The sequence below is a fragment of the Virgibacillus sp. Bac332 genome, assembly GCF_003667785.1.
In the GTDB taxonomy this organism is placed as follows: Bacteria; Bacillota; Bacilli; order Bacillales; family Amphibacillaceae; genus Virgibacillus; species Virgibacillus salarius.
In genome coordinates, this window is the sequence record NZ_CP033047.1 from 1 (window position 1) to 21,272 (window position 21,272).

Here is a 21,272-nt window from a genome sequence, read left to right on the forward strand (position 1 = left end):
ACAGCTGCAGCTAAATTTATTCCTGGTATTTGGACACAAAAGCCGAACAATGTTATTAAATATATTATCTGTTTTAATATCAGTTTAGTTATTAAGGTATCAAACCAGAATCTGAAGTTGATGTTTACATTCAAATCTCATGTTGGTAGACTATTCTTTTTTTGGTATTTATTTTCATGATAAAATGCTTATTATGCTTGCTATATTTTTTATAAATAACCGTTATGCTATACTACTTATAAGTGCATAAGGTTTTCGTGGGTGGTGGCTCACTCCCTTTTATAAGAGAAAGGGGGTGTTGCCAATGACAGTGTATGAGTCCATGATATTAATGATCTCTTTTGGAACGTTAATTGTGGCGATCCTGTCATTTAATCATAAAAAATAACCACCCAGCCTGGTCAGCTAATTAAGGTGGTTATTATCTCACTCTGATTAGTGAGCCGCCCCCTTGAAGGGCTATTGCACTTAGCCGTTTGGTGTTCACAGCATCAGACGGCTATTTTATTATATGATTATCTATATATAGTATACCCTATTCTATGCTTTTTGAAAACTTTTTATGAATGGCTATATAATACACCATATTATCTTCATGATTTCATACCTGATTTAATCCAATTATTGAAATTTTTTCACAAAATCGGCATGATAATAAGTCCCGTTTATATTATCCTGTCTTAGATTCATGTTTAGCGTAAACTAGTACTGGGAGGAAAAAATGAAAAGAAGGACCAAAATAATGCTATCTATTTTAGTAACAGTGCTAATCATATTGATTTTAATGCCTCCCCTTTCACCAGTTTATTTCAATGATTCTTCAGAAAAAGTAGCCATAAGACACGAAATTTATAAAATGGGATACCCATACCAAAGCTATTTCACAATCCTTCAGAAAAGGGAGAGTGACAAATCATCAGGAAGCCTTTATTCTTTGATGTTATTCAATGCTTGGAAAAGTGAAACTGGTCAAACTCCGTATCTCTGTTATTCGAAGAAGGTAACAGAGGGCGAATACAAGGTTAATTGTGGAACAGCACCTTAAAACGAAAAAGCAGGCCCCACGGTCCTGCTTTTCTTACTTGATTATGTAATTCTTAATGCCGGGATGCCAATAAGCCATGACTTCAAAGGCTTCATTTACCACCTCATCGTCTTCCTCATCAATGGTTCAGCTCTTTATGAATATCCTTCAAAATGCCTGCTCCTTTTTGTTCAATTTATTACGGCATAATTACTATATCTTTACCATCCGAAAATTTTATAAAAGCTTTACTTATAGTAGTATGATAAGCGACTGCTCCGCTATATCTATCCCCATTATTAAAATTACATGATTTTTTCTTTTTACAAGTTTTTGATAAAGTTTTGTTGTAAACTTTATGCAATACATTAATTCCTCCGTTATAACCATAAGCTGTATGACTTAATGTATTCTTTATACTACTTGGTGTTTTTGAAGAAGTTACCTTCGTAGTAAAGTTTCCACTAAACTTCCCATATGTAAGTCCTGTAGATGCAGATATAGAACCAGAAAGAGAAGCTTTATGTTTTCCATTTTTTCCTGATCCCGAGATTTTTTTTGTTCTAAATAATTGTATAGATCCTACTTGTTCTGGAACACTCCCATATTCTTCAATAAACTGACTATCTTCCTTGCTTAACATATCTCCCACATCATATTTACTATCAATCTCTAATAACTTTTGTTCAATATCTGATTGACTTAATTCACTAGTCTTATCAGACGAAACTTGTCCTTCTCTTTGTTCTGCAAATGCAGGCTGTACTACTAAAAATAATGCAAAAAACGCAACTGCTAAGATAAAAATTTTTTTCATCTTTCTAACCCCCATGCTGTTTTTTTACTTCTTTAAATCTAAAATATGATGTATAATTCTAGTATAATTTATTTTACAAATATTAGCAATCTCAACAATGGAGGTTTAAACCATGCTTACTCAGTTTAATTGGCCAGTCATTTTTATTATGATCTTAATTATTGCACTTGTTGCTTATGGTGTTTTTAAAGCAGTAAAAACAATTACTAACAAGTAATTATAGGATGAAAAAGTGAGTTAAAAAACTCACTTTTTCATCCTATAGATTTGAATCTAGCTCTCTTCCCTTGACTTTAACTCTTTAGCAAGTTTATAAAATGTAGTCTTAGATACTTTAGAACGATCAATAGCCTCAACAGCTGTAATCTTATTGTTAATCCATAAATCATAGGCTTGTTTCACCTCAGGTGTAACCTTAGCTTTTGGCCGTCCTAAGTGTCTACCTTTGGCTTTTGCTGCTTCTATTCCTTCAGCCTGCCTTGTTTTAATATCCAACCTTTCTTTTTCGGCAAACGCAGCTAATACCGTTAAAATCACTTTTTGGATAGCTTGTTTTATTATATCGTCCTCTTCGTCAGATGTATTAATCATTGGTTCTTTTAAGAATTTTAATTGCACTCCGTTTTCTACAAACCACTCATATTCCTTTAATGTTTCATTCATAGATCTACCCATCCTGGTAATAGAGTCGAATACTATTTCGTCATTCTCTCTTACGAGTTGTTTTAATAATTGATATTGTGGCCTTTCATAATTTTTACCGCTCAGTTTGTCGATAAAGACATCTCTCTCACTAATAGATTCTCTTCTCATATTTTCAATTTGCCTATCTACATTTTGATCTTTATTCGAAACTCTAATATACCCAAATCTTTTCAATAATGAGAACCTCCTCCCTTTTAATTATAACAAATGAACGCAAAGGTGTATTGTTATTTACGAACGTTTTTAAATTTTTTTACCACCTTTTCAAACGGTATAAATAGTGATTTTATAAAGATCTCACTTCTGTATAAAAAGGTACACCTTTACAAACTTATGATAATTAGAGAGAAAGCTCACCTAAAATAAAAGAGGGAGTACCCCCCTCATTTTATTCAGAAAAAACATTGTCTACATTGTTGACGATGTGATATAATAATGTCAACAATGTAGACTGAGGAGGCAATTAAATGAAAACTTCTACAAAGCATATTTTAGATTCGTTTCCTGCTCTAGAAAAACACCTACCATCAAACGAAAGTGCCATTCTATCAGATCAGGTTTTATCTAATCTTAATGAAATTGAACAAGTCTTTTTGAGATTAGCATGGTTCTTTGAAAATCCTGATAAAGAAAACTTCAATTTGGAGAGCTTTTATAAACATTTGGATAATGATTGGCTTGAATTGGCTCTTGAATGTGTTCATATGTTTTTTATGAATGACACTTACTTGATTAAAGACCCAACTCATTCCATTATTACTAATGGTGATTATTACTTAAACCAAAGTCGGTTCGCTGAATTTTTGAGTGAAAATGGACTAAATTATGATAGGTTTAAAATGAATAAGTACATTAGTAGAGGTTTAGTTCCGCCCCCTGATATCACAATAAGTGGAACGAAATATTGGGAACGTTTAACGTGCGAACGATTTTTAGAAGAACAAAAATATAAAGAATAGCGGAAGGCTTCACAAGCAAATGATTGATTGCTTAATTAAAGTATCGAAGTTATGTCCGCCATGTTCAATTTGAGTATACCCAAATTGAACATGGTGATTATATTAGATAATCGTGTTCAATTTATGTTCAATGTGGTATAATTAAATTAAGCAAAATTTAAAATTGGGGTGGTTTAAAATGAGTGAAACGGTAAATGTAAAAACAACAAATAAAAGTTCCTGCGCTGAATGCCAAAGAGATTTTGACCAAAATGAAACTTGTTATTTTACATGGTATGAAAATAATGTCTTTTGCAATGATTGTAAAAAAATTATGAATGAGAGAGTTAGTGAAAAATATTTAGATTGGCAATTTAGGATTTTCATTCAAATAGAGAATAAAAAGAAAGAATTTCTTGAATTGTTTGATTTGGCTAACGTAGAGCCAGAACTGGCAAAAGAATTAATTGAACCACAAATTGATAAGCCTTATACCAGAACATCAGCAGATAATATTACACGTAATAATATTCTAAAATTATCAGATTATCATGTACAAAACTATTATCAAGATATACTTTATAAATTATGGAATTATGCTGAAAAGTTACAAAAAAGGAGCGATAATCAAAATGATTAAGTACGCAATCAAATTACATGAAAATCATAAACAAGGACATTTAATTTTTCATGCTGTACCAGAAGAACATACTAATGAACACATACCACCAAGTTATGATGATTATAGTTGGCAATGGTATTTAACAAATGAAAAAGGTGTTCTAGGTAGTCCTATCGATGAACATGTATATGAAAGTTATATTACTTCAACAGAACAAATTGAATATGAAAAATATGATGGAATGTATCTGTATGCCGAATACCTAAATAAACATACACGAGAAAGAAAAAGGACTGAATTTGTTAGGCTATCTAGTAATATGGATGAAATGATTAACTTAAACAATCCTTTTGATAAACTATCAATTTACGATGAAAAAGGAGCGATAACAAATGAAAATGAGAAATGATGAATTTGATAAGGTGTCTGGCGATATAGATAAGTTCAACGAAATATCTTTAAGGTTATTGGAACAAACAGGATCACAAGCAAGGCGTATTAAAATTGGAGACCTAAGTAAAGATACATCAACATTCAATCCATTTGACACAGATAATGTTACTCAAATGTTGAAAAACAAAGACATTAAAACTACCATTCTTGATTTTTATAAAAAAGAATATACACATCTTGTTCCTATTGGAGTAGACCCAGAATTAACAGATTACGAATTTATGATGTTTCAACTATACAAAACACTTGCTCAAAAAGATGAATATGAGAGTTCAAATGAATTAGAAACTATTTTACTTCTTATACTTTCTAACGATTTACAAAGGAATAAAGATTTGGAATATGTGTTTTCAGAAGCTTTAGTCAATGAATTTAAAAATATGATAAATGGAGTGGAAGAATGATGCAAAAATTAAAATCCCTTTTAATGAAAGAGTATGTAGTAGAAATTACATGGGATAAAGGAAAAAAAGAAATCGTTCCTATTAAAGCGTGGAATAAGATGAACGCATTAAATAAAGTTGCAAAAAAGAAAGATTATTTTTATTATGATCCTCATGCAGAAATGACAAAATGCGAAATAAGAAGGAGGAATTATGACTAAACAATATATCGCAAGTATCAAAAATAATACAAGGGGTACATGGGTGAAATCCATAGCAATTAATAGCTATAAACACTTCGTGTAGATTAACATTATGTAGTTGAAAGATGGGATTATAAGATGAAAGTTGGATATATCAGAGTTAGCTCCAAAGGGCAAAATGTAGCAAGACAAGTCCAATCTTTAAAAGACTATGGTTGCGAAGAAATATTCATAGATAAACAGTCTGGTAAAGACATGGAGCGAAAAGAGTACAAGAAAATGAAAAAGTTCATTCGTAAAAAGGATATTGTTGTCTTTGCTGAATTAGATCGGCTGGGAAGATCGCAAGAGGATATAAAGAGAGAATGGGATGAATTTATTAAGCGTGGCATTGATATTGTTGTATTGGATATGCCGATATTAGATACAACCAAGTATCAAGATGATTTGGGAAAGTTAATGTTAAATTTGGCTAAAGAAATTATCTCCTATAATGCTGAGCAAGAACGTAAACGTATTTTAGAGCGCCAAAGGCAAGGAGTGAAAATTGCTAAAAGAGAAGGAAAATATAAAGGTATTGATAAAATTTATCGAGCCGACAGTCCTAATCCTAATCATAGGGCAAAGTATCAGCTTGTTGTGCAAAGATTAAAAGAGGGAACGCCTATTAAATATATTGCTGAAGAAGCAGGGTTGAGTAGAAATACAGTATATCGAATTAAGCATGATCTCGAGAAGAATAATTAAAACGTATGGATTTTGATTAAAGTAATGAAAATCCTGGTTTAAAATAATTCGGATTATAAATACATTTTTCAGCTGCAGCAAGTCATTTTTGTTCCGTTATTATTGCTAAAGGCGAATAAGCTTAAGCTTATGTCTTTGCTTCAAGCAAATGAATGCTGATTCTAGAGATATATGGGATACTTTTCGATTCCCTATTATTGTTGGTATTGTCGCTATAATTGGTGGTTATTATATAGATCAAAATATAGCTGCCATTTACGATTCCAGCAGACCTATATTCTATAGTGTTATTGGTTATTTATTATTGGATTTTGGTTCTTTTGCGTACCATTTGGTTTTAGAACCATTGACTACATCATGGCTAGCATTTTTAAAGGTAGTTGGTTGGTCTCGGGACTTCTTGTTTTAGGATGGTGGATTTTCAAACTAGCTGTCTCTATATGGCTTGCTCCTTTGTTTTTTCTTATTCATATAGTAGCTTTAATTTTTCGACTTAAGAACAATAGATACTCTATTTAATATATCTAAGGAGGAATAACAAGTGAATGAATCAATGTTGTTAGAGAATAAAGAAGATTATCATACTGCTGGATTAGAGGCAAAGGCAAAAATGGAAGAATTGATTAAGAAAGAAGGTATAACCCTAAAAACATCATATGAGATTTCCTTTGATAAAAGCGCATCAATAGCTTGTAAAATTGAAAATCTTGAAATGAACAATGTATCTATTATATTACCAAAACTTACTGATAAAACGGATATGCAAATAGCTATAACTATGGCACATGAATTAGGTCACTACTACGCTTTTAATAAAGCTAAAAAATGGAAAAGGCGATATCTTTATGAAGGGAATAGCAATAATTATATTAAATATTATTTTGAAAAGTTAGCATGGAAAGAAGCAAAAATATTAATGATGGATTTCCTGCATGACCATTCTGCAAAGGCAGATTTTGATTATTTGCAAAGACAAGGTTTATTAAGCTATAAGCCAAAGGACAATCTATTTGAGTACGTAATTAAGTGTATTACAAAACCTTTTTCCGTGGCTTTTACGTGTTTATTCTTTGCATATGTTTTGACAGCATTTGCATATCTCTTAATCAAAAATAATATTCCGATTCCTTATGTTTTTGACCCTATAGTTACTAACGGGAATGATTTTTTAGCAGAAGCAGACTTCTATTCTGATATGAAAGCAACATTCTTTTTAATAATGATTTATCCTATCTTTAAGTGGATTTATAAAAATATAGCACGATTAAATACCAAAAATTAAAAGGTATTGGAGTTGCCAAAAGGTCTACTCATAATCTGATAAGGTAGCAAAAAAACGCTACCTAACAGGCTTATGGCATCTCGCTTCTCTCTAAAACAACCGATAACTACAAACTGTATAGATCATGGCCAACTACAAAAGGTCGTGTAGTTAGCCATAGATCAACATTTTGTAAGTTCCTGTTTGTTTCTTAACGAGTGAACGACAACGAAATTCAAAGACATAAAAGATCAAATTGGATAGCAGGCATACGCCTGCTTTTTATTATGCTTATTTTTCCTTTTGCTCTCCGAATCGTAAAACTGCACAAATGATCTAAGTCGCTAGTCGGTAGGACACCCGAACCTTTCCGACAATCGACTAAGATCATTAAAAAATAATCAATATACTTTCACGACATATCCTCATAAACGCTTCGCATTCCGGTATTTCATGATTATATTGACCATTTTTTATGTGAGTTTTTAGATTCTCCACAGCAAAAGGGAAAAATAATCCCCCTTTGGGGAACACACTCCGTTTCGGAGATACAAAAGAAAAAATAATTTCAAGGGAGGAAGTTCATTGATAACTAGAAAAGCGCAAATTGAGAAAAAACGAGAAGAAATGATTTCTTTAGCCAACTCAGAGGGGTTGCAGTCACCAAATGTTATTAAACTATCAAAAGAATTGGATGTATTAATATATCAAGAATTGACTATTGAAAAAGGGGTTGGGTGTAATGAGTAAAAAAATTTATGAAATGGTAACAAATCAGATCATAAAAAAGTTAGAGGCTGGTACAGTTCCGTGGAGGAAACCTTTTAAAAGCGGTATAGCTGTTAACTGGAAAACACAAAAGCCATATCGAGGAATTAACACTATGCTTCTAGATGGAGGTGAGTATCTTACATTTAAGCAAATAAAAGAAGCTGGCGGAAAAATAAAAGCAAAGGAAAAAGGACAAATCGTTGTTTTTTGGAAGTGGTTAGATATTGAAGATGAAGAGACAGGAGAAGAAAAGAAAATCCCATTTTTACGCTATTGCAAAGTCTTTGAAATCGGTTCGCAAGTGGAAGGATTAGAGCCAAAAAGAGAATATAAAACATTTGACCATGACCCGATCGAGGAAGCTGAAAAGATCAAAGAAAACTATATTAACGCCCCTTCTTATAGCTCAATAACTGGCGGTGCATGGTATAAACCTTTTGATGATCGAGTAAATGTGCCACCTATGAAAGAATTTGAGAATATACACCACTATTACAGTACATTATTTCATGAAATGATTCACAGTACAGGGCATAAGAGCCGGCTTGATAGGGAAGGGATTACAACGCACAATGGCTTTGGAAGCGAATTGTATAGCAAAGAGGAATTAGTTGCAGAGTTAGGAGCTTCCATGCTATGCAGTGTATGTGGTATTGATAATGAAACAATAGATAATTCAGCCAGTTACATTCAATCATGGTTACGAGCTTTAAAAAACGATAAAACATTAATCATTAAAGCTTCTCAGCAAGCGCAGAAGGCTAGTGATTATATACAGGGAATTAAATTTAATCAATAGGTAACTAGTTAACTAGTTACCTATATGATACAATATAGAAAGGATGATAAAAATGAACTGCACTAACGAAAATAGCTAGATATTGTAAGGGTGATTCGCTTTTAATTAAAATAAATTTTATCAATGAAGGAGATTATGAAATGGCTAAAACAAGAACATTTAAAAATTTTCAAATTGATGGAATAGAGGAAACCTATAATTATATAGTATCTGTTAAAGAATATATCCTTACAATAAAAGAGTTAGACGATGATAACAAAGTATATAAAACTCATAAATATAAGCTAGTCAATAAAATGAATGAAATAAGCAGGGATAAGGCTATTTCCATTTTAAATGATTATAACAAATGTTGTCTTGAATATGAGGAATTACAATAAATTAAAAGGGTGATGTAGATGAAAAATGTATTGAAGGATGCAATCAAACTTAATGAAAAATATCGATTGATCTGTATGGACTTAGATCAAGTGAAAAATGAAGACGATGTAATTTTTCAAGTTGAATGCGAGATTGATTGCATCACGTTTGATAATAACGATTATCTTCTGCAGAAATTAGAGGATGAAGGAAAGACAGAAAAGCAAATAGATCGCATGAAGGAAACTGCTTTGAAACATCTGTACGCTTTCTTATCAAAATATAGCAAAGCATAGTGTAAGTAGGTTGTTACTAGCAATCTTAGCTGATTTTTAATTATGTCAATTATTTAGGAGGAGAATGCAAATGGCTTATTACGGAAATCAAGATAAAAAATCAATTGTCATATTATTAGATAATAGTCTAGCATGGCTAAAAGATGAAATAAAGGAACAAGAAAAGAGTTCAGATAGATTATGGAAAGAGTTCAGAGAATTAGAAAGCATTCTATATGGAGAAGGTTCACAACTTTTATCAATGACAAATAAAGTTAGGTTTGAAAAACGTTTAAATACAATTAGAAAAATGCTAAATGATTAGTAGGAGGGTTCGCCCTCCTTACATGGAGGTGTAAGATCATGAAAACATGCGCTTACTGTGCAACAGAATTAGAAACAAATACAACAGGCGTTAAATGATTATGAAAAGGAGAATTCAAATGAATAGTGAAGAATATGATCAATTACTAAAAGAACAGCGTGAGGTAATGAATCGCTTAAATAAAAGTGATATTAGTCATGTGAAAGGCTATTTTTCTTTAACTGAAATCCAACGGAAATTATTTTTAGAAACGTATAAAAAACATTTATCAGCTATGGGAACCGTAGCAAGACAAAAATATATGCCACAACATTTAAAAGAAGTTAAGTATGACAATGAAGATAATACGGTAAATGTCTATTTTGAAAATGATTGGTATCATTATGCAACAGATCATACTTGGTATTAATGATAGGAGGAAAATACATCATGACAGATAACAATAAAAAACCTGATAAACATGTAAAAGTGCCTGCAGATATACATCAAGACATAAAGATTTTTGCAGCTAAGGAAGGTAGAGAAATGCGGGAAGTTGTAACAACTGCATTTGAATTCTACAAAAAGTATCGTAATAGCATAAAGGATGATAAGCAATGAAGAAATTAATTATATTATTTCTGTTGACGTTTCTAGCTGTTGGTTGTGATCAATTAGATATTGTACTGCAAGATAATGCTACGACTACAGAAGAAGTATCACCAAGCAGAGAAAGAGTCACAATTGATCGTGTGGTAGATGGCGATACAGTCAAAGTGCAATTGCCAAGTGGTGAAATAGAAACAGTACGTTTGTTGCTTATTGATACTCCTGAATCTGTTCACCCTGATAAGCCTGTGCAACCATACGGAAAAGAAGCCAGCGACTTTGCTGAAGACACATTAAAAGAAGGTCAAACGGTCACATTAGAAAAAGGAGATCCCGAGCGTGATAAATATGATCGTCTGTTAGGCTATATATGGATAGATGATGTAAATTTTAATCAGTTAATGATAGAAAAGGGATATGCTCGTGTGGCATATGTCTATGAGCCAAACACCAAATATTTAGACGAATTAAAAACAGCAGAAGAAAAAGCCGAAGAAAAAAGAAGTAATATATGGTCAATTGATGGTTATGCAGAAAGCCAGTTTAATGACTATTAAAAACTTAAGTTTTTAGTTTGCTTAAGCAATAATTACAGAACTAAAATATAGGAAAGTGGGTAAAATTTATGATATCCGAAGAACGAAAAGTTAGAAACTCTAGATACGATGTAATGGATATATTTTATTTAATATCAACTGGTTTATATACTTATTTCATTCTATATTTACTATTTATTGAAGAAAACGTATCACCTATTAACCTATGGATTTCTCTATTCATTTTAGCTTTTCTTGTTCTGGTATTTCAACAATACTATTTAGGTTATTCTAAGGAAAAACTTTTTGTGGGAATAAGGGCTGTTGTTTTTGGTGTACTTATTAGCTTTTTCATATTTATAACTCCGTTTTTAGTGAAATATTTAAGTACATTATTTTAAATCGGATGGCTATTTCTGTAAGAATGGGGGGTAAGAAATATCATGAAAATATGTCAATATCATAAAAGTATAACTCAAAAAAACAAATCACTAATAACCCGTATGGGCGCTGTTGTAGGTATAGGTGTGTTGTTTTACACGATTATGTTTATGGATATTTACAGTTATAATGAAATTCATATGTCCGTATTTGATAAATTGTATGGTAAACCTATAAACGAAGAAACGTCATTAATAGAAGTTGCAATGTATTATGACCGTGTTTCATCCACCTTAATACCTGTAATGATAATATCAGTATTATATATCATCCTGAAGGCAATGTTCACATTTACAATTGGTTATCTTTTTGGAAAGACTATCACACTTATCTTTTTTTATCTGTATTTAGGGGTACTGCCAGCAAAACGTTAAACGTATGTTAAGAGTTGTGTTCGTAAAAACGATAAATAAAGTGGGGTATGCTAAAAAGCATACCCTAATTTATAGACTCAAGCTTTCTTTGTTTTCTATTTTTAGGTTATCCGATTTGCCCGCTTGGTCTTGGAACTCCATCTTTAGATTTAAATCTGTCTGCCTTTTCAACAATTTATCTAAGTCATATTCATAAGCAAATGGTTTATTAACTTCCAGTTCAGTAGATTTAATTTGCTCTTTCACCTCTTCTATTTGCTTTTTAAAAGAATTAATCTCACTATTATATTTATCAACAATCTTTATAAGACGTTGAATATTTGCAGTGTCATTATTTTTTAGAGGGACTTCAAAACTACTTTCTCCTTTTAGACCTATATATATATCGTCAAAAACGCTCTTCCGAGCAAAAATATTTAATCCTTTATACTTACCAATATCTGTTGTAGCTTCATTAAGTGTTGAATGTGATTGAACAATTGCTTTCATTGCTTGTCCTGCTTCCTTTTCTTCAAAGAATGTCATTCCCTTTAATTCTATACCTTCATCGTCTGTATGATTATATACAGTGTCTTGATCCGCTTCTATTGCTTTAATTTTCCTTTCATATTGACTAATTCGATTTGGAAATACAGAGGCTAAATTCCTCTCCATAATAGCTTTTTCATTACTCCATCTATTCTTAAGTAGCTTTAATCGATTAACATCATTATCCAATGACATCTTTTCTAATAATAATGGATTATCTGTAGCAACAGCCTTTACTTCAGCAGCAGTAAGCACTGTTTCATCAGTATCATCACACGATCTAGAAATATTTTTCCCTGTCATTACTTGTGAAATATAACGTAATTTTTGTTCTTGAATTTGCCACAAATACCCATCAAATGTTCCTTTTGTGACATACCGGTAAATAGAAACTTTATCATGTATATTACCTTGCCGTACAATTCGTCCGTCTCTTTGGGTTAAGTCAGCAGGGCGCCAAGGACAATCCACATGATGCCCAGCAATTAACCGATCTTGGACATTGGTTCCAGTGCCAACTTTACTAGTGCTTCCAATTAGTACTCGAACTTCTCCAGCACGAACTTTTGCAAATAACTTTTCTCGTTGCACGTCTGTTTTTGCATCATGAATAAATGCAATTTCTACTCCTGGTATGCCTTTTTCTATTAGTTGATCTTTAATTTCGTCGTATACATTAAATATATTTGGCTTAGGAGTCCCACTATCACAAAAAATCATTTGAGTAGCTTTATCTTTTTCTGTATCTTTCCATATTCGAAATACATTTGAAATACATTTGTTTAGCTTAGAATTTTCATCAACAGGAGCATTTTCATCAATAAGTCTAGGATCAATAGCCATTAACTTTGCTTCATGCGTTAGTTTTAACATGTTATCATCCTTAGGATCAACGTTTCCATTCCTTATTTCTTCGGATCTTTCCACAAATTCAAGCATTTTTTCTTTCTGATACGGAGAACATTCAGAAACAACTACTTGAGCTTTTCCTTTGTCTAAATCAGGAACCGGTAATTTTAGCATTTCTGACGTTTGAATATCAGCAACTAAATTAAACATATTCATAAGCTCTGGAAGATTATGAAACTTTGCAAACCGTGATTTCATTCTATATCCTGAACCTTCAGGTGTCATTTCTAATGATGAAACAACTTCACCAAAAGTACCTGCCCAATTATCGAAGAATTCTAATCCAGATTTTTTTAAAGTGTCTGGTTGTAAAAATCGTTGCATAACAAAAAGCTCAGACATACTATTAGTTACTGGGGTTCCTGTCGCAAAAATAATACCTCGGCCTTGATTTTCTTCCTGAATGTATTCACATTTCATTTTTAAATCAGATGCACGTTGGCTACTTGATGTACCAATACCAGCTACATTTGTTAGTTTGGTAACTGTATATAGATTTTTATAAACATGAGCTTCATCTACAAACAAGCTATCTACACCTAGATCCTCGAAATTAATAACATTATCCTTTTTATTTTCATTTAGTAGTTTCCTTAACCGTTTCTCTAATGTCTTTTGAAATATTACTAACTGTTTAACGCTCCAGTCTTTACCGTCCTGTTTTTTAGCTTCTTTAATTTCATAGGAAAGAGAATTTATTTCTTTTCTAAGGTTATTTTCTTGCCTTTCCTTTGACATAGGTATTTTTTCAAACTGACTATGCCCAATAATAATTGCATCATAATCCCCAGTGGCTATTTTAGATACAAAGCGTTTTCTATTTTGTGTTTGAAAGTCTTTCTTTGTGGTAATTAAAACATTTGCACCAGGATAAAAACGCATAAATTCCTTTGCCCACTGATCTACAGTATGATTCATTACAACAAACATTGGCTTTTTAACAGCTCCAATTTGTTTCAATTTCATTCCAGCAGCTATCATTGCAGCCGTTTTGCCAGCTCCTACTTCATGTGCTAATAACCCCCTACCTGTTGTCAGAATTCTTGCTACCACATTCTTTTGATGTTCACGTAATGCCATTTCCTCATTCATTTCTGGAAATGTTAGATGCTTGCCATTATAGGTGCGTGGGCGAATAGCATTATATTTTTCATTATAAATACGAAGTAAATGTTCACTTCGTTCTGGATCTTGAAAGAGCCAATTACGAAAAGCTTCTTGCATTTCTTGTTGCTTTGATCTGGCAACCATTGTTTCTTTAGGATTAATAACATACTTTGTTTGTTCGTTGCCATTACGGTCCTCATATTTAACAGGATCTCGAACAGTAGAATCTTGGAGATTTAAACAATCTTCAAAGATTTGATATCCATTCCTTCTACTAGTACCATAAACAGAGTTTGCTTTAACTGAAGTGCTTTCAAAATTCTTTCCGTTAACTTTCCAAGTGTTAGTGAATGAAGCATACTCTAGACTAACACCATAACTACTATTTCTACCTAAATTAGAAGTCTCTAATAGTTCATACATAAAGGTTTCATAATAGTTCTTTGGAACCCAAGGAGATCCTATTCGATAACTAATATCTCCTGGTAATAAGGGGGAAGGTTGAACACTTTCTAAAGCTTCCACATTTCTAGAAAATAATTCTGGGTACTTTTTGGCCATTAATTTTGCAAAATCAAGCTTTTCTCTTACATTACCTGTTAAATACTCATCTACATATTCCCATCCATAACTTATATCATTATTATATCTCTCTGGATTCAAATAAATTTGATTACCCAATTCATTAATGACTGTCTCAACGTCTTCACCGTATATCGTTGACATATAGTGCAAATCTACTTGCATGTTAATATTTAGAGACATTTCTAGTGCTTCCTGTGCTGTATCTGCTATTTGTTTTTGATTTTGTGGCCGAATCGTAGCCTTATTAAATATAGGCGACTTTTTAAATGTACCATCTTCTAGTTCATCTTCAATAGATAATAATAAAGGTAGTTGATCATCTTCATAAAAAGCTTTTTGATTCACTTTATCATTTATATAGCCGTATTGTCTTACGAACTCATCATATTGTTCATTTAATTCTTTTTGAGCTATTTCCAACTCTGAATTGTCATAAGGTGAAGACTGAATATCTATAACATCCTGTAATGCCATTCTTACACTACATAACCCTTTAATTCTTTCTTTTTGTTTCTTACCTAACTGTTGAGGTATCAGTTTATCATTTTCGCAAAAATACACATTCTCTTCGTTAACTACATAAGTAAAGTTTTTCGTTCCTGGTACTGCATCAATTATTTCATTTGACTGTTCAGGTTTTATCTCAATAACCTTTTCTAAATTGCCTTTAGCACTAAATGAACCTTCTATGGTTGAAATAGCTTCTTGCAATGACGGTATTAGTTTATCGTTTTCTTTTGGTACACATTTAAACTGTCTCGCACCATCATAATAACCATCAATAACCATTTCCCCTATAATATGTTTAGGATGATTGATAAAATAACGATTTATTTCAATTGCTGATCTACCCATGTGACTTGTATCAATCCAATCTGGCCTTTGAGATGGATCTTTTACATCTATTTCATGCTCTCTTTTTTTCAAAAATAAAATATCCGTCGTAACCTCTGTACTGGCAATAGCTTTAAATGCATTATTTGGTAATCGAACAGCCCCTAATAGTTCACTTTTTGCAGCAATATATTCCCTTGTATTTGTGTTTTTCTTATCCAAGGTCCCTTTGGAAGTAATAACCGCAATAATGCCTCCTGGTTTCACTACATCAAGTGATTTAGCAATGAAGTAATCATGTATCAAGAAATTATGTTCATCATATTTAGGATCTGATATTTTGATATTATTAAATGGAATATTACCAATAACTACATCAAAAGAATTATTCTGGAGTTGAACACTTTCAAAGCCTTGCACAAATACATTAGCTTCAGGATATAATTGTTTGGCTAATCTTCCCGTGATACTGTCTATTTCAATTCCGGTTAATTGTGACCCACTCATGTTATTAGGTAATGTCGAAAAAAAGTTACCTGTTCCCATAGCTGGATCTAATATTTTCCCATTCTCAAAACCAAAGCGTTCTAATGCCCTATACATCTCTCTAATAACACCTTGATCTGTATAATACGCCGTAATGGTACTTTCCATCGCTTCTCTATATTCTTTCTCTGTAAGTATATTTTTTAATTCTTCAAACTCATTTTTCCACTTCTCATTATCAGGATTAAATACATTAGCTAAACCGCCCCATCCAACATACTTAGCTAATACTTTTTGTTGGTCATAGGTAACAACTGATTTTTCTTTTTCTAAATGTTTCAACAATCGAATAGCAGTTACGTTGTTTTTATACTTTGCCTTCTCTCCAGGAACATATAAATCATCATTTTCATTAAATGTATAGTTTTTAGCTGCTATCACGATTGGCTCTTTTTCTACTTCAGTATTAATAATTTCAGAATTTATAACTCCTTCTTTATTTAACTCTTGCGACAAATTTTCTCTAGGAGATATTTTTTGTTTATCCTGTAAGTATACCTGAAACTTTTGTTGTTCATCATTAGATAGATATTGTTCTGCCCTTACCAATGCACTAATTCTTATCGCAACTTCTGTCCAAGTTAATGTTACCTCGAAAGTAGGATCTAAATAACTACCTTTAATTAATGTCAATCCTTTGCTATCAAAATTCATAGCAACACCGCCAGTGCTATCTGTACCACTGGATCCACCTACACCGTATTCTTTTTTTAAAAAACTTGCTGCTTCTTTATTTGGTGGATTAGTCAAAAAATATTTTTGAATACGATATTTACCGTTCTCAATATTAGATCCACTTTTTAACGCAAGACTAATATCCTTTACGGATAGTCCATCGTCTGTTGTTTGGTCAGATCCAATGGTATCCCAATCATTAAACAATTCTAATTGGATATCATTATAAAAACCTGTTTCTTCATCGGAAACAGGTTCTTTGTTAACTAAATTAAGTTCTTCTAATTGATCTGGTGAACGTACTCCAGGATTACTATCTCCTCTGCTTGTGCTTTCAGTTGGTTTTTGTGTTGTGTCCTTAAGTATATATCCTCTGTCTTCGGTATTGGGTTGCTCTTCTCCAATTCTTTGATCATTTCGATCACTTTGTCTTTTGCTACCTGATCGATCTCGTGCATTTTCTCCATCAATGTCCCGTTCATTTGTAGTTCCTGAAACTTGATCGGATTGTTCTCCTGTAAGAATGTTAGTGATTGTTTGCCAAACTTCCCTAATGGAGAATCGTGCACTGCTTTGTTGCTCAATTGGAGCTCTGGATATAGGTTTCCGTCTTCTTTCATTTTGTATGTCATCATTTTTATCCTTCCTTTCTAATTTCATTTCTTTTTTAATTGTTGCGATTTCACTCATAACTTCTTTTGTCGTTTCAGTAACTAAATAACCTAATAAATGGGTCTGGTTTTCACCTTTAATATTCTCAACAAATGAGAAATTCACTTGCTCCATTTGTTCGAAACCACATTTTTCACGCACGCTATACTGTGCACTATTTATAATAAGTTCTATATAAGATCGTATATATTCAGAATGATTTTTCTCTTTCTCACTATTTATGATGTTTTCAAACTGGTCTTCAATCCTTAAGTATATTCCTGAAAGTTTAGATTCTGTTAAATTATCTATCTTACTTTCCAAATCATTTCCTTCTATCGTTATTAAAGCTTTTTCAAAATAACTTCTCTCGTTTGATTTAATTTTCCATTCAGGTTTACGTAAAGCATTACCTTCTGTTTGACTAATATCAAACAAATAGTCGACTAACTGACTACCCTTTTCATATTTCGTAACCATAATAGCTTTTGACTTGGGAAGAATAATTCGATTGAATTTCTCCCAGATATTTTTCGTTGCAACCATTGTTACATCTTTATTTTGTGCATAGATTAAAACAGCTTGATCGAATGGATACTTATGAATTTTAGAGCTAAATTGCAAGAACTTTCTCCATTCTCTTTCTGATTGCGCAATCTTTGTTAATTCCCTTTGATAAATCTCATGTAGCAATAACTTACTCATAATTATACACCACTTTCATTTAGTATTAAAGAAAAATACGTCATTTAATGTCATATTTTCAGTAAAAAAAAAAGTGTTTTTTTAATTGAGTTTTATCAGTTTTTATAAAAACATAATTTTGAGGGAATTTAACCCTAGCAGTATTAGCTTTTTTTGACCAAATGTAGCTTTGCTTTGGAAAAAAGTTTGATCGCTTAAAAGGTCGAATCTATTTTTAGAATTAAAAATCATTCTACTAGTCACTTTAAGTCAATCATCAGTAAATAAGCATTTTTAGGTGTAATGACCACCTATCTTTCCACTTCTGTCAATGGTACACCAGAAATAGTATACTCGGAAGTAACTGAACGAGAAAAGCCACCACCATTAACTTTGGAGTAGCCTATACTTAAATGTACAGTCCTTCCAGCTACCTTTTCAGTTCTTGCCCTTCTACATGCTTCTTCACATAAATCTAAAATTACAGTTCCCATCTCATTTTCGAAAAAACTCTTAGTAATGAAATACCATGACCAAAACTTGATTTTCGTTTGGAAACTTATGCTATTTTAATTTTTTCATCCTCGGATTTTCTGTCATTTGTTTGCTACTAAATATCTTTCTCTCAATTGGATTAGTAATTAGCGTAAAGGTTCCATCCTCAAAACGATCAACAGGTACAAACTCATAAAAACCATACTCTAAATCAAGATCGCTTAATTTCCCCCGTGATTTCAGGGCTAATTCTCTTGCATTATTATTGTCAAAAATAATATCATCGTTTGAGTTGCTATGAATAAGATAAGCTTTTCCTTGTTTAAATACCCCAATATCTCGGTTACATAGCATATGATAGCCTTCTAAATCCATAAATTCGCATTTCATTCCGTTTTCATTTATTTGGTAGAACCCATATTTAGGGTGAATGTCTAAATCAAACGTGATCTCTGAATTTGGCATATTACCATCCTTTCTATAGAAATTTATATTATTTATCTTTTATTCTTTCGTTTTTGGGGTCGATGAAAATGATAGAAACATTATCATCTATTAATTTGTCAGTTTGATATTGCAATAATGAATAGTATCCCATCCCTATCCTTCCAGTATTTACTCTAATATCGTTTTGCGTTGTTGCATACGTAATCATATATTCACTTCCTTCAAAGCATTTATAAATTGACTAACTAAATCAACTGAATAACGATTACTAGGGTTTCTTCTATCATTAGTAAGTATTACTAATAATTCTTCTTCATATTTGTTTATATCCTTACGATAATATTTCATCGTTAGTTCACCTTGTAGTTTCCACATAATGTATATACAATATGACTCATCTAATAAGTCCTCAAAACTTGTATGAGGCTTGTAACTATTATAAAAACAATGAATTACATTTTTCTGTTCATTACTTAATTGCCTAGCTGGCGTGAAATATATATTCTCTTTCATAAAAATGATCCTCCTTAAATCGTTATTCTTTTATCAATCTGTTTTCATTTTTACAATATATTCTTTTAATAACCTAATTTGATCAGTTGTTAATTCATTGATAGATGACTTAATAAAATTCTTACTACTGTTTGCTATTTCGCTCTTAATAAAATTCGCTTCTTTTTCTGATACATCTAATGCATTTCTTAATTTATCTATTACTTCATCAGTTGGGTGAGTTCTTTTACCATTTTCTATTAAAGATATATAAGAATAAGAAACACCTGAAATAAGTGACAGAGTTCTCATACTATAATTAAACCCTCTTCTTTTGCTTTTAAGCCATTGACCGAGTACAAAATCTTGCTCTATCATTAGCAATCCCCTCACTAGAAAAAAATTAGTTCTTGTTTATATCGACTTTTAATTACTTCTACTAAAGAAATACCCATTAAATTTATAACTGTTGGGATCACTTATTTTTTATATTTTTCGTCTTCACGTATTTATATATTACTTCACCATCTTTTCCTTTTTTCCGCTTGTAATAATGTTTAAATTTATATTTTTTATGATTTATTGCTTCCTTTATATGTCTAATTCGCTCATACTCTACGTGACTATTATCTACAAGCTTAGGAGCAGTATCTTCTTCGTGAAAAAGGACATACATATTCCTTCTAAGTAAAAGACCAATCAAAATTAATATTAATAGACCTATTACCCACGGCCACCACAATGACATATCATTAATCTTTGGAACTGATAAACTATTATTGCTAACACCACCATCATTGTTGTCTTGATTAAATTCAAATTTTTTATTAAAATCTAATTTGTTTTCCCCATAATACAATGTGCCAGAAATGGTGTATTCGTAACCTTCTTTTATATCTTCTTCCTCCCAGGGTAAAGCAAAATTAGCCCTGGATTGAGGAGCAAAATTTAGATTTGTGACTCCTTTTTTTCCAAATAATTCTTGATTATCTTCATCCTTGACAACATAATCTATGCTTGCCTCTTTCACCAGATGAGGTGAATCTAGGGTGATTGGTAATCTAATAGCATAGTATGTCGGCATTGGGTCTACAAAAGGTTCTCCAATAATGAATTTCTTTTCAATATCTGCCGGAAAATTAACTTGAACTCCAAAAAGATTGTTAACTTCATTATCTATTTGAAACTGTGATTTCTCTTTACTATTCTCCTCACTTTCAATTACATTTTGGAAAGCCACTCCACCTAAAATAGTTCCAACTCCACCACCTATTGACACTTTAGCCTGGACTACCTTTGACATACCGCCTTCAACGGTTACTTTTTCTTGAACATCGACGTATTTATCTAAAGCATAATCCTCTTTCATTAGCTTTGAGTTCTTTTCATCCATACCTGGTTTATACTGAATAACTCCACTAGGGGCCGTGAGTGCATTAAAAACATCTACCTTTAATTTCATTGTTTCACTTGTATTGTTTGTAACCAAAAACTCTATATTTTGTTCAATAGACGATTTATCAGTGCTAACTGAAATGTATTGGGTAATTCCCTTGTCTTGATTGGAAGGTAAAACTGGCTTTATCGTGTAGGGTTGCTTCTCTTCTGCACTCACATTAAAACCTGAGACAAGTACGCAAAGCATAATTAGAAAAATACTAGTTGCCTTTTTAAACATTTTGAATCAATCCCTTTCT

The 21,272-nt window shown here is 31.9% G+C and carries 29 protein-coding genes and 1 pseudogene; 19 read left to right on the forward strand and 11 right to left on the reverse strand.

Going from position 1 to position 21,272, the window contains the following annotated elements:
• Positions 1 to 304 precede the first annotated feature (304 nt).
• Positions 305 to 388 (forward strand): putative holin-like toxin, encoded by an 84-nt coding sequence (locus D9782_RS23705; protein ID WP_256365773.1) that lies wholly within the window; start codon positions 305 to 307, stop codon positions 386 to 388.
• A gap of 333 nt (positions 389 to 721) precedes the next feature.
• A complete protein-coding gene (locus tag D9782_RS22230) occupies positions 722 to 1,045 on the forward strand; it encodes a hypothetical protein (RefSeq protein ID WP_121605955.1) in 324 nt (107 codons plus the stop codon).
• 33 nt (positions 1,046 to 1,078) lie between these two features.
• On the opposite strand, the pseudogene D9782_RS23710 reads toward D9782_RS22230, so the two are convergent.
• From D9782_RS23710 to D9782_RS22245, 3 genes and pseudogenes are all read right to left on the reverse strand, one after another.
• A pseudogene (locus D9782_RS23710) lies at positions 1,079 to 1,202 on the reverse strand (replication protein); the annotation flags it as partial.
• A gap of 21 nt (positions 1,203 to 1,223) precedes the next feature.
• Positions 1,224 to 1,841: a hypothetical protein gene (locus D9782_RS22240; protein ID WP_121605956.1), complete on the reverse strand. Its 618-nt coding sequence runs from the start codon at positions 1,839 to 1,841 to the stop codon at positions 1,224 to 1,226.
• A gap of 273 nt (positions 1,842 to 2,114) precedes the next feature.
• Positions 2,115 to 2,720, reverse strand: coding sequence for a recombinase family protein (locus D9782_RS22245; protein ID WP_121605957.1), 606 nt, complete (start codon positions 2,718 to 2,720; stop codon positions 2,115 to 2,117).
• Between the two features lie 293 nt (positions 2,721 to 3,013).
• Here D9782_RS22245 and D9782_RS22250 point away from each other — a divergent pair, with 293 nt between their 5' ends.
• From D9782_RS22250 to D9782_RS22335, 17 genes are all read left to right on the forward strand, one after another.
• On the forward strand, positions 3,014 to 3,505 hold the full coding sequence (locus D9782_RS22250; RefSeq protein WP_121605958.1) for a hypothetical protein: 492 nt from the start codon (positions 3,014 to 3,016) through the stop codon (positions 3,503 to 3,505).
• A gap of 178 nt (positions 3,506 to 3,683) precedes the next feature.
• Positions 3,684 to 4,124: a hypothetical protein gene (locus D9782_RS22255; RefSeq protein ID WP_121605959.1), complete on the forward strand. Its 441-nt coding sequence runs from the start codon at positions 3,684 to 3,686 to the stop codon at positions 4,122 to 4,124.
• Complete coding sequence (locus tag D9782_RS22260; RefSeq protein WP_121605960.1) at positions 4,117 to 4,515, forward strand: hypothetical protein; 399 nt, start codon at positions 4,117 to 4,119, stop codon at positions 4,513 to 4,515. The genes D9782_RS22255 and D9782_RS22260 overlap by 8 nt, the downstream gene beginning before the upstream one ends.
• Complete coding sequence (locus D9782_RS22265; protein ID WP_121605961.1) at positions 4,499 to 4,963, forward strand: hypothetical protein; 465 nt, start codon at positions 4,499 to 4,501, stop codon at positions 4,961 to 4,963. Before D9782_RS22260 ends, D9782_RS22265 begins: the two co-directional genes overlap by 17 nt.
• Entirely contained in the window at positions 4,960 to 5,163 is a 204-nt protein-coding gene (locus D9782_RS22270) for a hypothetical protein (protein ID WP_121605962.1), read from the forward strand. The genes D9782_RS22265 and D9782_RS22270 overlap by 4 nt, the downstream gene beginning before the upstream one ends.
• Before the next feature lie 120 nt (positions 5,164 to 5,283).
• Complete coding sequence (locus D9782_RS22275; RefSeq protein WP_121605963.1) at positions 5,284 to 5,892, forward strand: recombinase family protein; 609 nt, start codon at positions 5,284 to 5,286, stop codon at positions 5,890 to 5,892.
• A 148-nt stretch (positions 5,893 to 6,040) separates the two neighbouring features.
• A complete protein-coding gene (locus tag D9782_RS22280; RefSeq protein WP_121605964.1) occupies positions 6,041 to 6,301 on the forward strand; it encodes a hypothetical protein in 261 nt (86 codons plus the stop codon).
• A 132-nt stretch (positions 6,302 to 6,433) separates the two neighbouring features.
• Positions 6,434 to 7,174 (forward strand): hypothetical protein, encoded by a 741-nt coding sequence (locus tag D9782_RS22285; RefSeq protein WP_121605965.1) that lies wholly within the window; start codon positions 6,434 to 6,436, stop codon positions 7,172 to 7,174.
• A 564-nt stretch (positions 7,175 to 7,738) separates the two neighbouring features.
• Entirely contained in the window at positions 7,739 to 7,903 is a 165-nt protein-coding gene (locus D9782_RS22290) for an aspartyl-phosphate phosphatase Spo0E family protein (RefSeq protein ID WP_121605966.1), read from the forward strand.
• The gene (locus D9782_RS22295) at positions 7,896 to 8,723 is read left to right on the forward strand and encodes an ArdC family protein (RefSeq protein WP_121605967.1); all 828 of its coding nucleotides are present in this window, start codon (positions 7,896 to 7,898) and stop codon (positions 8,721 to 8,723) included. Before D9782_RS22290 ends, D9782_RS22295 begins: the two co-directional genes overlap by 8 nt.
• Positions 8,724 to 8,863: 140 nt before the next feature.
• Positions 8,864 to 9,103 carry a hypothetical protein gene (locus D9782_RS22300; RefSeq protein ID WP_121605968.1) on the forward strand — a complete coding sequence of 80 codons (240 nt, stop codon included), beginning with the start codon at positions 8,864 to 8,866 and terminating at the stop codon, positions 9,101 to 9,103.
• An 18-nt stretch (positions 9,104 to 9,121) separates the two neighbouring features.
• Positions 9,122 to 9,379 (forward strand): hypothetical protein, encoded by a 258-nt coding sequence (locus D9782_RS22305; RefSeq protein WP_121605969.1) that lies wholly within the window; start codon positions 9,122 to 9,124, stop codon positions 9,377 to 9,379.
• Positions 9,380 to 9,449: 70 nt separating this feature from the next.
• On the forward strand, positions 9,450 to 9,683 hold the full coding sequence (locus D9782_RS22310) for a hypothetical protein (RefSeq protein WP_121605970.1): 234 nt from the start codon (positions 9,450 to 9,452) through the stop codon (positions 9,681 to 9,683).
• 100 nt (positions 9,684 to 9,783) lie between these two features.
• Positions 9,784 to 10,092: a hypothetical protein gene (locus D9782_RS22315; RefSeq protein ID WP_162986499.1), complete on the forward strand. Its 309-nt coding sequence runs from the start codon at positions 9,784 to 9,786 to the stop codon at positions 10,090 to 10,092.
• Positions 10,093 to 10,112: 20 nt separating this feature from the next.
• Positions 10,113 to 10,283 carry a hypothetical protein gene (locus D9782_RS22320; protein WP_162986500.1) on the forward strand — a complete coding sequence of 57 codons (171 nt, stop codon included), beginning with the start codon at positions 10,113 to 10,115 and terminating at the stop codon, positions 10,281 to 10,283.
• Positions 10,280 to 10,828, forward strand: coding sequence for a thermonuclease family protein (locus D9782_RS22325; protein WP_121605973.1), 549 nt, complete (start codon positions 10,280 to 10,282; stop codon positions 10,826 to 10,828). Before D9782_RS22320 ends, D9782_RS22325 begins: the two co-directional genes overlap by 4 nt.
• Positions 10,829 to 11,310: 482 nt before the next feature.
• Positions 11,311 to 11,622 (forward strand): hypothetical protein, encoded by a 312-nt coding sequence (locus D9782_RS22335; protein WP_162986501.1) that lies wholly within the window; start codon positions 11,311 to 11,313, stop codon positions 11,620 to 11,622.
• A 69-nt stretch (positions 11,623 to 11,691) separates the two neighbouring features.
• On the opposite strand, the gene D9782_RS22340 is transcribed toward D9782_RS22335, so the two are convergent.
• The 8 genes from D9782_RS22340 to D9782_RS22370 form a co-directional block, all read right to left on the reverse strand.
• Positions 11,692 to 16,785, reverse strand: coding sequence for an SNF2-related protein (locus D9782_RS22340; protein ID WP_371414021.1), 5,094 nt, complete (start codon positions 16,783 to 16,785; stop codon positions 11,692 to 11,694).
• Between the two features lie 302 nt (positions 16,786 to 17,087).
• Positions 17,088 to 17,441 (reverse strand): TnpV protein, encoded by a 354-nt coding sequence (locus D9782_RS24020; RefSeq protein ID WP_121605977.1) that lies wholly within the window; start codon positions 17,439 to 17,441, stop codon positions 17,088 to 17,090.
• Between the two features lie 1,011 nt (positions 17,442 to 18,452).
• Positions 18,453 to 18,635, reverse strand: a complete 183-nt coding sequence (locus D9782_RS22350; RefSeq protein WP_121605978.1) for a DinB/UmuC family translesion DNA polymerase — start codon at positions 18,633 to 18,635, stop codon at positions 18,453 to 18,455.
• Positions 18,636 to 18,705: 70 nt separating this feature from the next.
• On the reverse strand, positions 18,706 to 19,101 hold the full coding sequence (locus tag D9782_RS22355) for a hypothetical protein (RefSeq protein ID WP_121605979.1): 396 nt from the start codon (positions 19,099 to 19,101) through the stop codon (positions 18,706 to 18,708).
• Between the two features lie 28 nt (positions 19,102 to 19,129).
• Positions 19,130 to 19,291, reverse strand: a complete 162-nt coding sequence (locus D9782_RS23265; RefSeq protein WP_162986502.1) for a hypothetical protein — start codon at positions 19,289 to 19,291, stop codon at positions 19,130 to 19,132.
• Positions 19,288 to 19,596: a hypothetical protein gene (locus tag D9782_RS22360; protein WP_121605980.1), complete on the reverse strand. Its 309-nt coding sequence runs from the start codon at positions 19,594 to 19,596 to the stop codon at positions 19,288 to 19,290. The genes D9782_RS23265 and D9782_RS22360 overlap by 4 nt, the downstream gene beginning before the upstream one ends.
• Positions 19,597 to 19,629: 33 nt before the next feature.
• On the reverse strand, positions 19,630 to 19,953 hold the full coding sequence (locus D9782_RS22365) for a helix-turn-helix domain-containing protein (protein ID WP_121605981.1): 324 nt from the start codon (positions 19,951 to 19,953) through the stop codon (positions 19,630 to 19,632).
• 97 nt (positions 19,954 to 20,050) lie between these two features.
• Complete coding sequence (locus D9782_RS22370) at positions 20,051 to 21,253, reverse strand: WxL protein peptidoglycan domain-containing protein (RefSeq protein WP_121605982.1); 1,203 nt, start codon at positions 21,251 to 21,253, stop codon at positions 20,051 to 20,053.
• Positions 21,254 to 21,272: the final 19 nt, after the last annotated feature.

Excerpts from the sequence above, each read along its gene's own strand:
- D9782_RS23705 (WP_256365773.1), top strand. The coding sequence starts at position 305 with ATGACAGTGTATGAGTCCATGATATTAATGATCTCTTTTGGAACGTTA.
- D9782_RS22230 (WP_121605955.1), top strand. The coding sequence starts at position 722 with ATGAAAAGAAGGACCAAAATAATGCTATCTATTTTAGTAACAGTGCTA.
- D9782_RS22240 (WP_121605956.1), bottom strand. The coding sequence starts at position 1,841 with ATGAAAAAAATTTTTATCTTAGCAGTTGCGTTTTTTGCATTATTTTTA.
- D9782_RS22250 (WP_121605958.1), top strand. The coding sequence starts at position 3,014 with ATGAAAACTTCTACAAAGCATATTTTAGATTCGTTTCCTGCTCTAGAA.
- D9782_RS22255 (WP_121605959.1), top strand. The coding sequence starts at position 3,684 with ATGAGTGAAACGGTAAATGTAAAAACAACAAATAAAAGTTCCTGCGCT.
- D9782_RS22260 (WP_121605960.1), top strand. The coding sequence starts at position 4,117 with ATGATTAAGTACGCAATCAAATTACATGAAAATCATAAACAAGGACAT.
- D9782_RS22265 (WP_121605961.1), top strand. The coding sequence starts at position 4,499 with ATGAAAATGAGAAATGATGAATTTGATAAGGTGTCTGGCGATATAGAT.
- D9782_RS22270 (WP_121605962.1), top strand. The coding sequence starts at position 4,960 with ATGATGCAAAAATTAAAATCCCTTTTAATGAAAGAGTATGTAGTAGAA.
- D9782_RS22275 (WP_121605963.1), top strand. The coding sequence starts at position 5,284 with ATGAAAGTTGGATATATCAGAGTTAGCTCCAAAGGGCAAAATGTAGCA.
- D9782_RS22280 (WP_121605964.1), top strand. The coding sequence starts at position 6,041 with ATGAATGCTGATTCTAGAGATATATGGGATACTTTTCGATTCCCTATT.
- D9782_RS22295 (WP_121605967.1), top strand. The coding sequence starts at position 7,896 with ATGAGTAAAAAAATTTATGAAATGGTAACAAATCAGATCATAAAAAAG.
- D9782_RS22300 (WP_121605968.1), top strand. The coding sequence starts at position 8,864 with ATGGCTAAAACAAGAACATTTAAAAATTTTCAAATTGATGGAATAGAG.
- D9782_RS22305 (WP_121605969.1), top strand. The coding sequence starts at position 9,122 with ATGAAAAATGTATTGAAGGATGCAATCAAACTTAATGAAAAATATCGA.
- D9782_RS22310 (WP_121605970.1), top strand. The coding sequence starts at position 9,450 with ATGGCTTATTACGGAAATCAAGATAAAAAATCAATTGTCATATTATTA.
- D9782_RS22315 (WP_162986499.1), top strand. The coding sequence starts at position 9,784 with ATGAAAAGGAGAATTCAAATGAATAGTGAAGAATATGATCAATTACTA.
- D9782_RS22320 (WP_162986500.1), top strand. The coding sequence starts at position 10,113 with ATGACAGATAACAATAAAAAACCTGATAAACATGTAAAAGTGCCTGCA.
- D9782_RS22325 (WP_121605973.1), top strand. The coding sequence starts at position 10,280 with ATGAAGAAATTAATTATATTATTTCTGTTGACGTTTCTAGCTGTTGGT.
- D9782_RS22335 (WP_162986501.1), top strand. The coding sequence starts at position 11,311 with ATGGGCGCTGTTGTAGGTATAGGTGTGTTGTTTTACACGATTATGTTT.
- D9782_RS22340 (WP_371414021.1), bottom strand. The coding sequence starts at position 16,785 with ATGAATTTTGATAGCAAAGGATTGACATTAATTAAAGGTAGTTATTTA.
- D9782_RS24020 (WP_121605977.1), bottom strand. The coding sequence starts at position 17,441 with ATGATGACATACAAAATGAAAGAAGACGGAAACCTATATCCAGAGCTC.
- D9782_RS22350 (WP_121605978.1), bottom strand. The coding sequence starts at position 18,635 with ATGGGAACTGTAATTTTAGATTTATGTGAAGAAGCATGTAGAAGGGCA.
- D9782_RS22355 (WP_121605979.1), bottom strand. The coding sequence starts at position 19,101 with ATGCCAAATTCAGAGATCACGTTTGATTTAGACATTCACCCTAAATAT.
- D9782_RS23265 (WP_162986502.1), bottom strand. The coding sequence starts at position 19,291 with ATGATTACGTATGCAACAACGCAAAACGATATTAGAGTAAATACTGGA.
- D9782_RS22360 (WP_121605980.1), bottom strand. The coding sequence starts at position 19,596 with ATGAAAGAGAATATATATTTCACGCCAGCTAGGCAATTAAGTAATGAA.
- D9782_RS22365 (WP_121605981.1), bottom strand. The coding sequence starts at position 19,953 with ATGATAGAGCAAGATTTTGTACTCGGTCAATGGCTTAAAAGCAAAAGA.
- D9782_RS22370 (WP_121605982.1), bottom strand. The coding sequence starts at position 21,253 with ATGTTTAAAAAGGCAACTAGTATTTTTCTAATTATGCTTTGCGTACTT.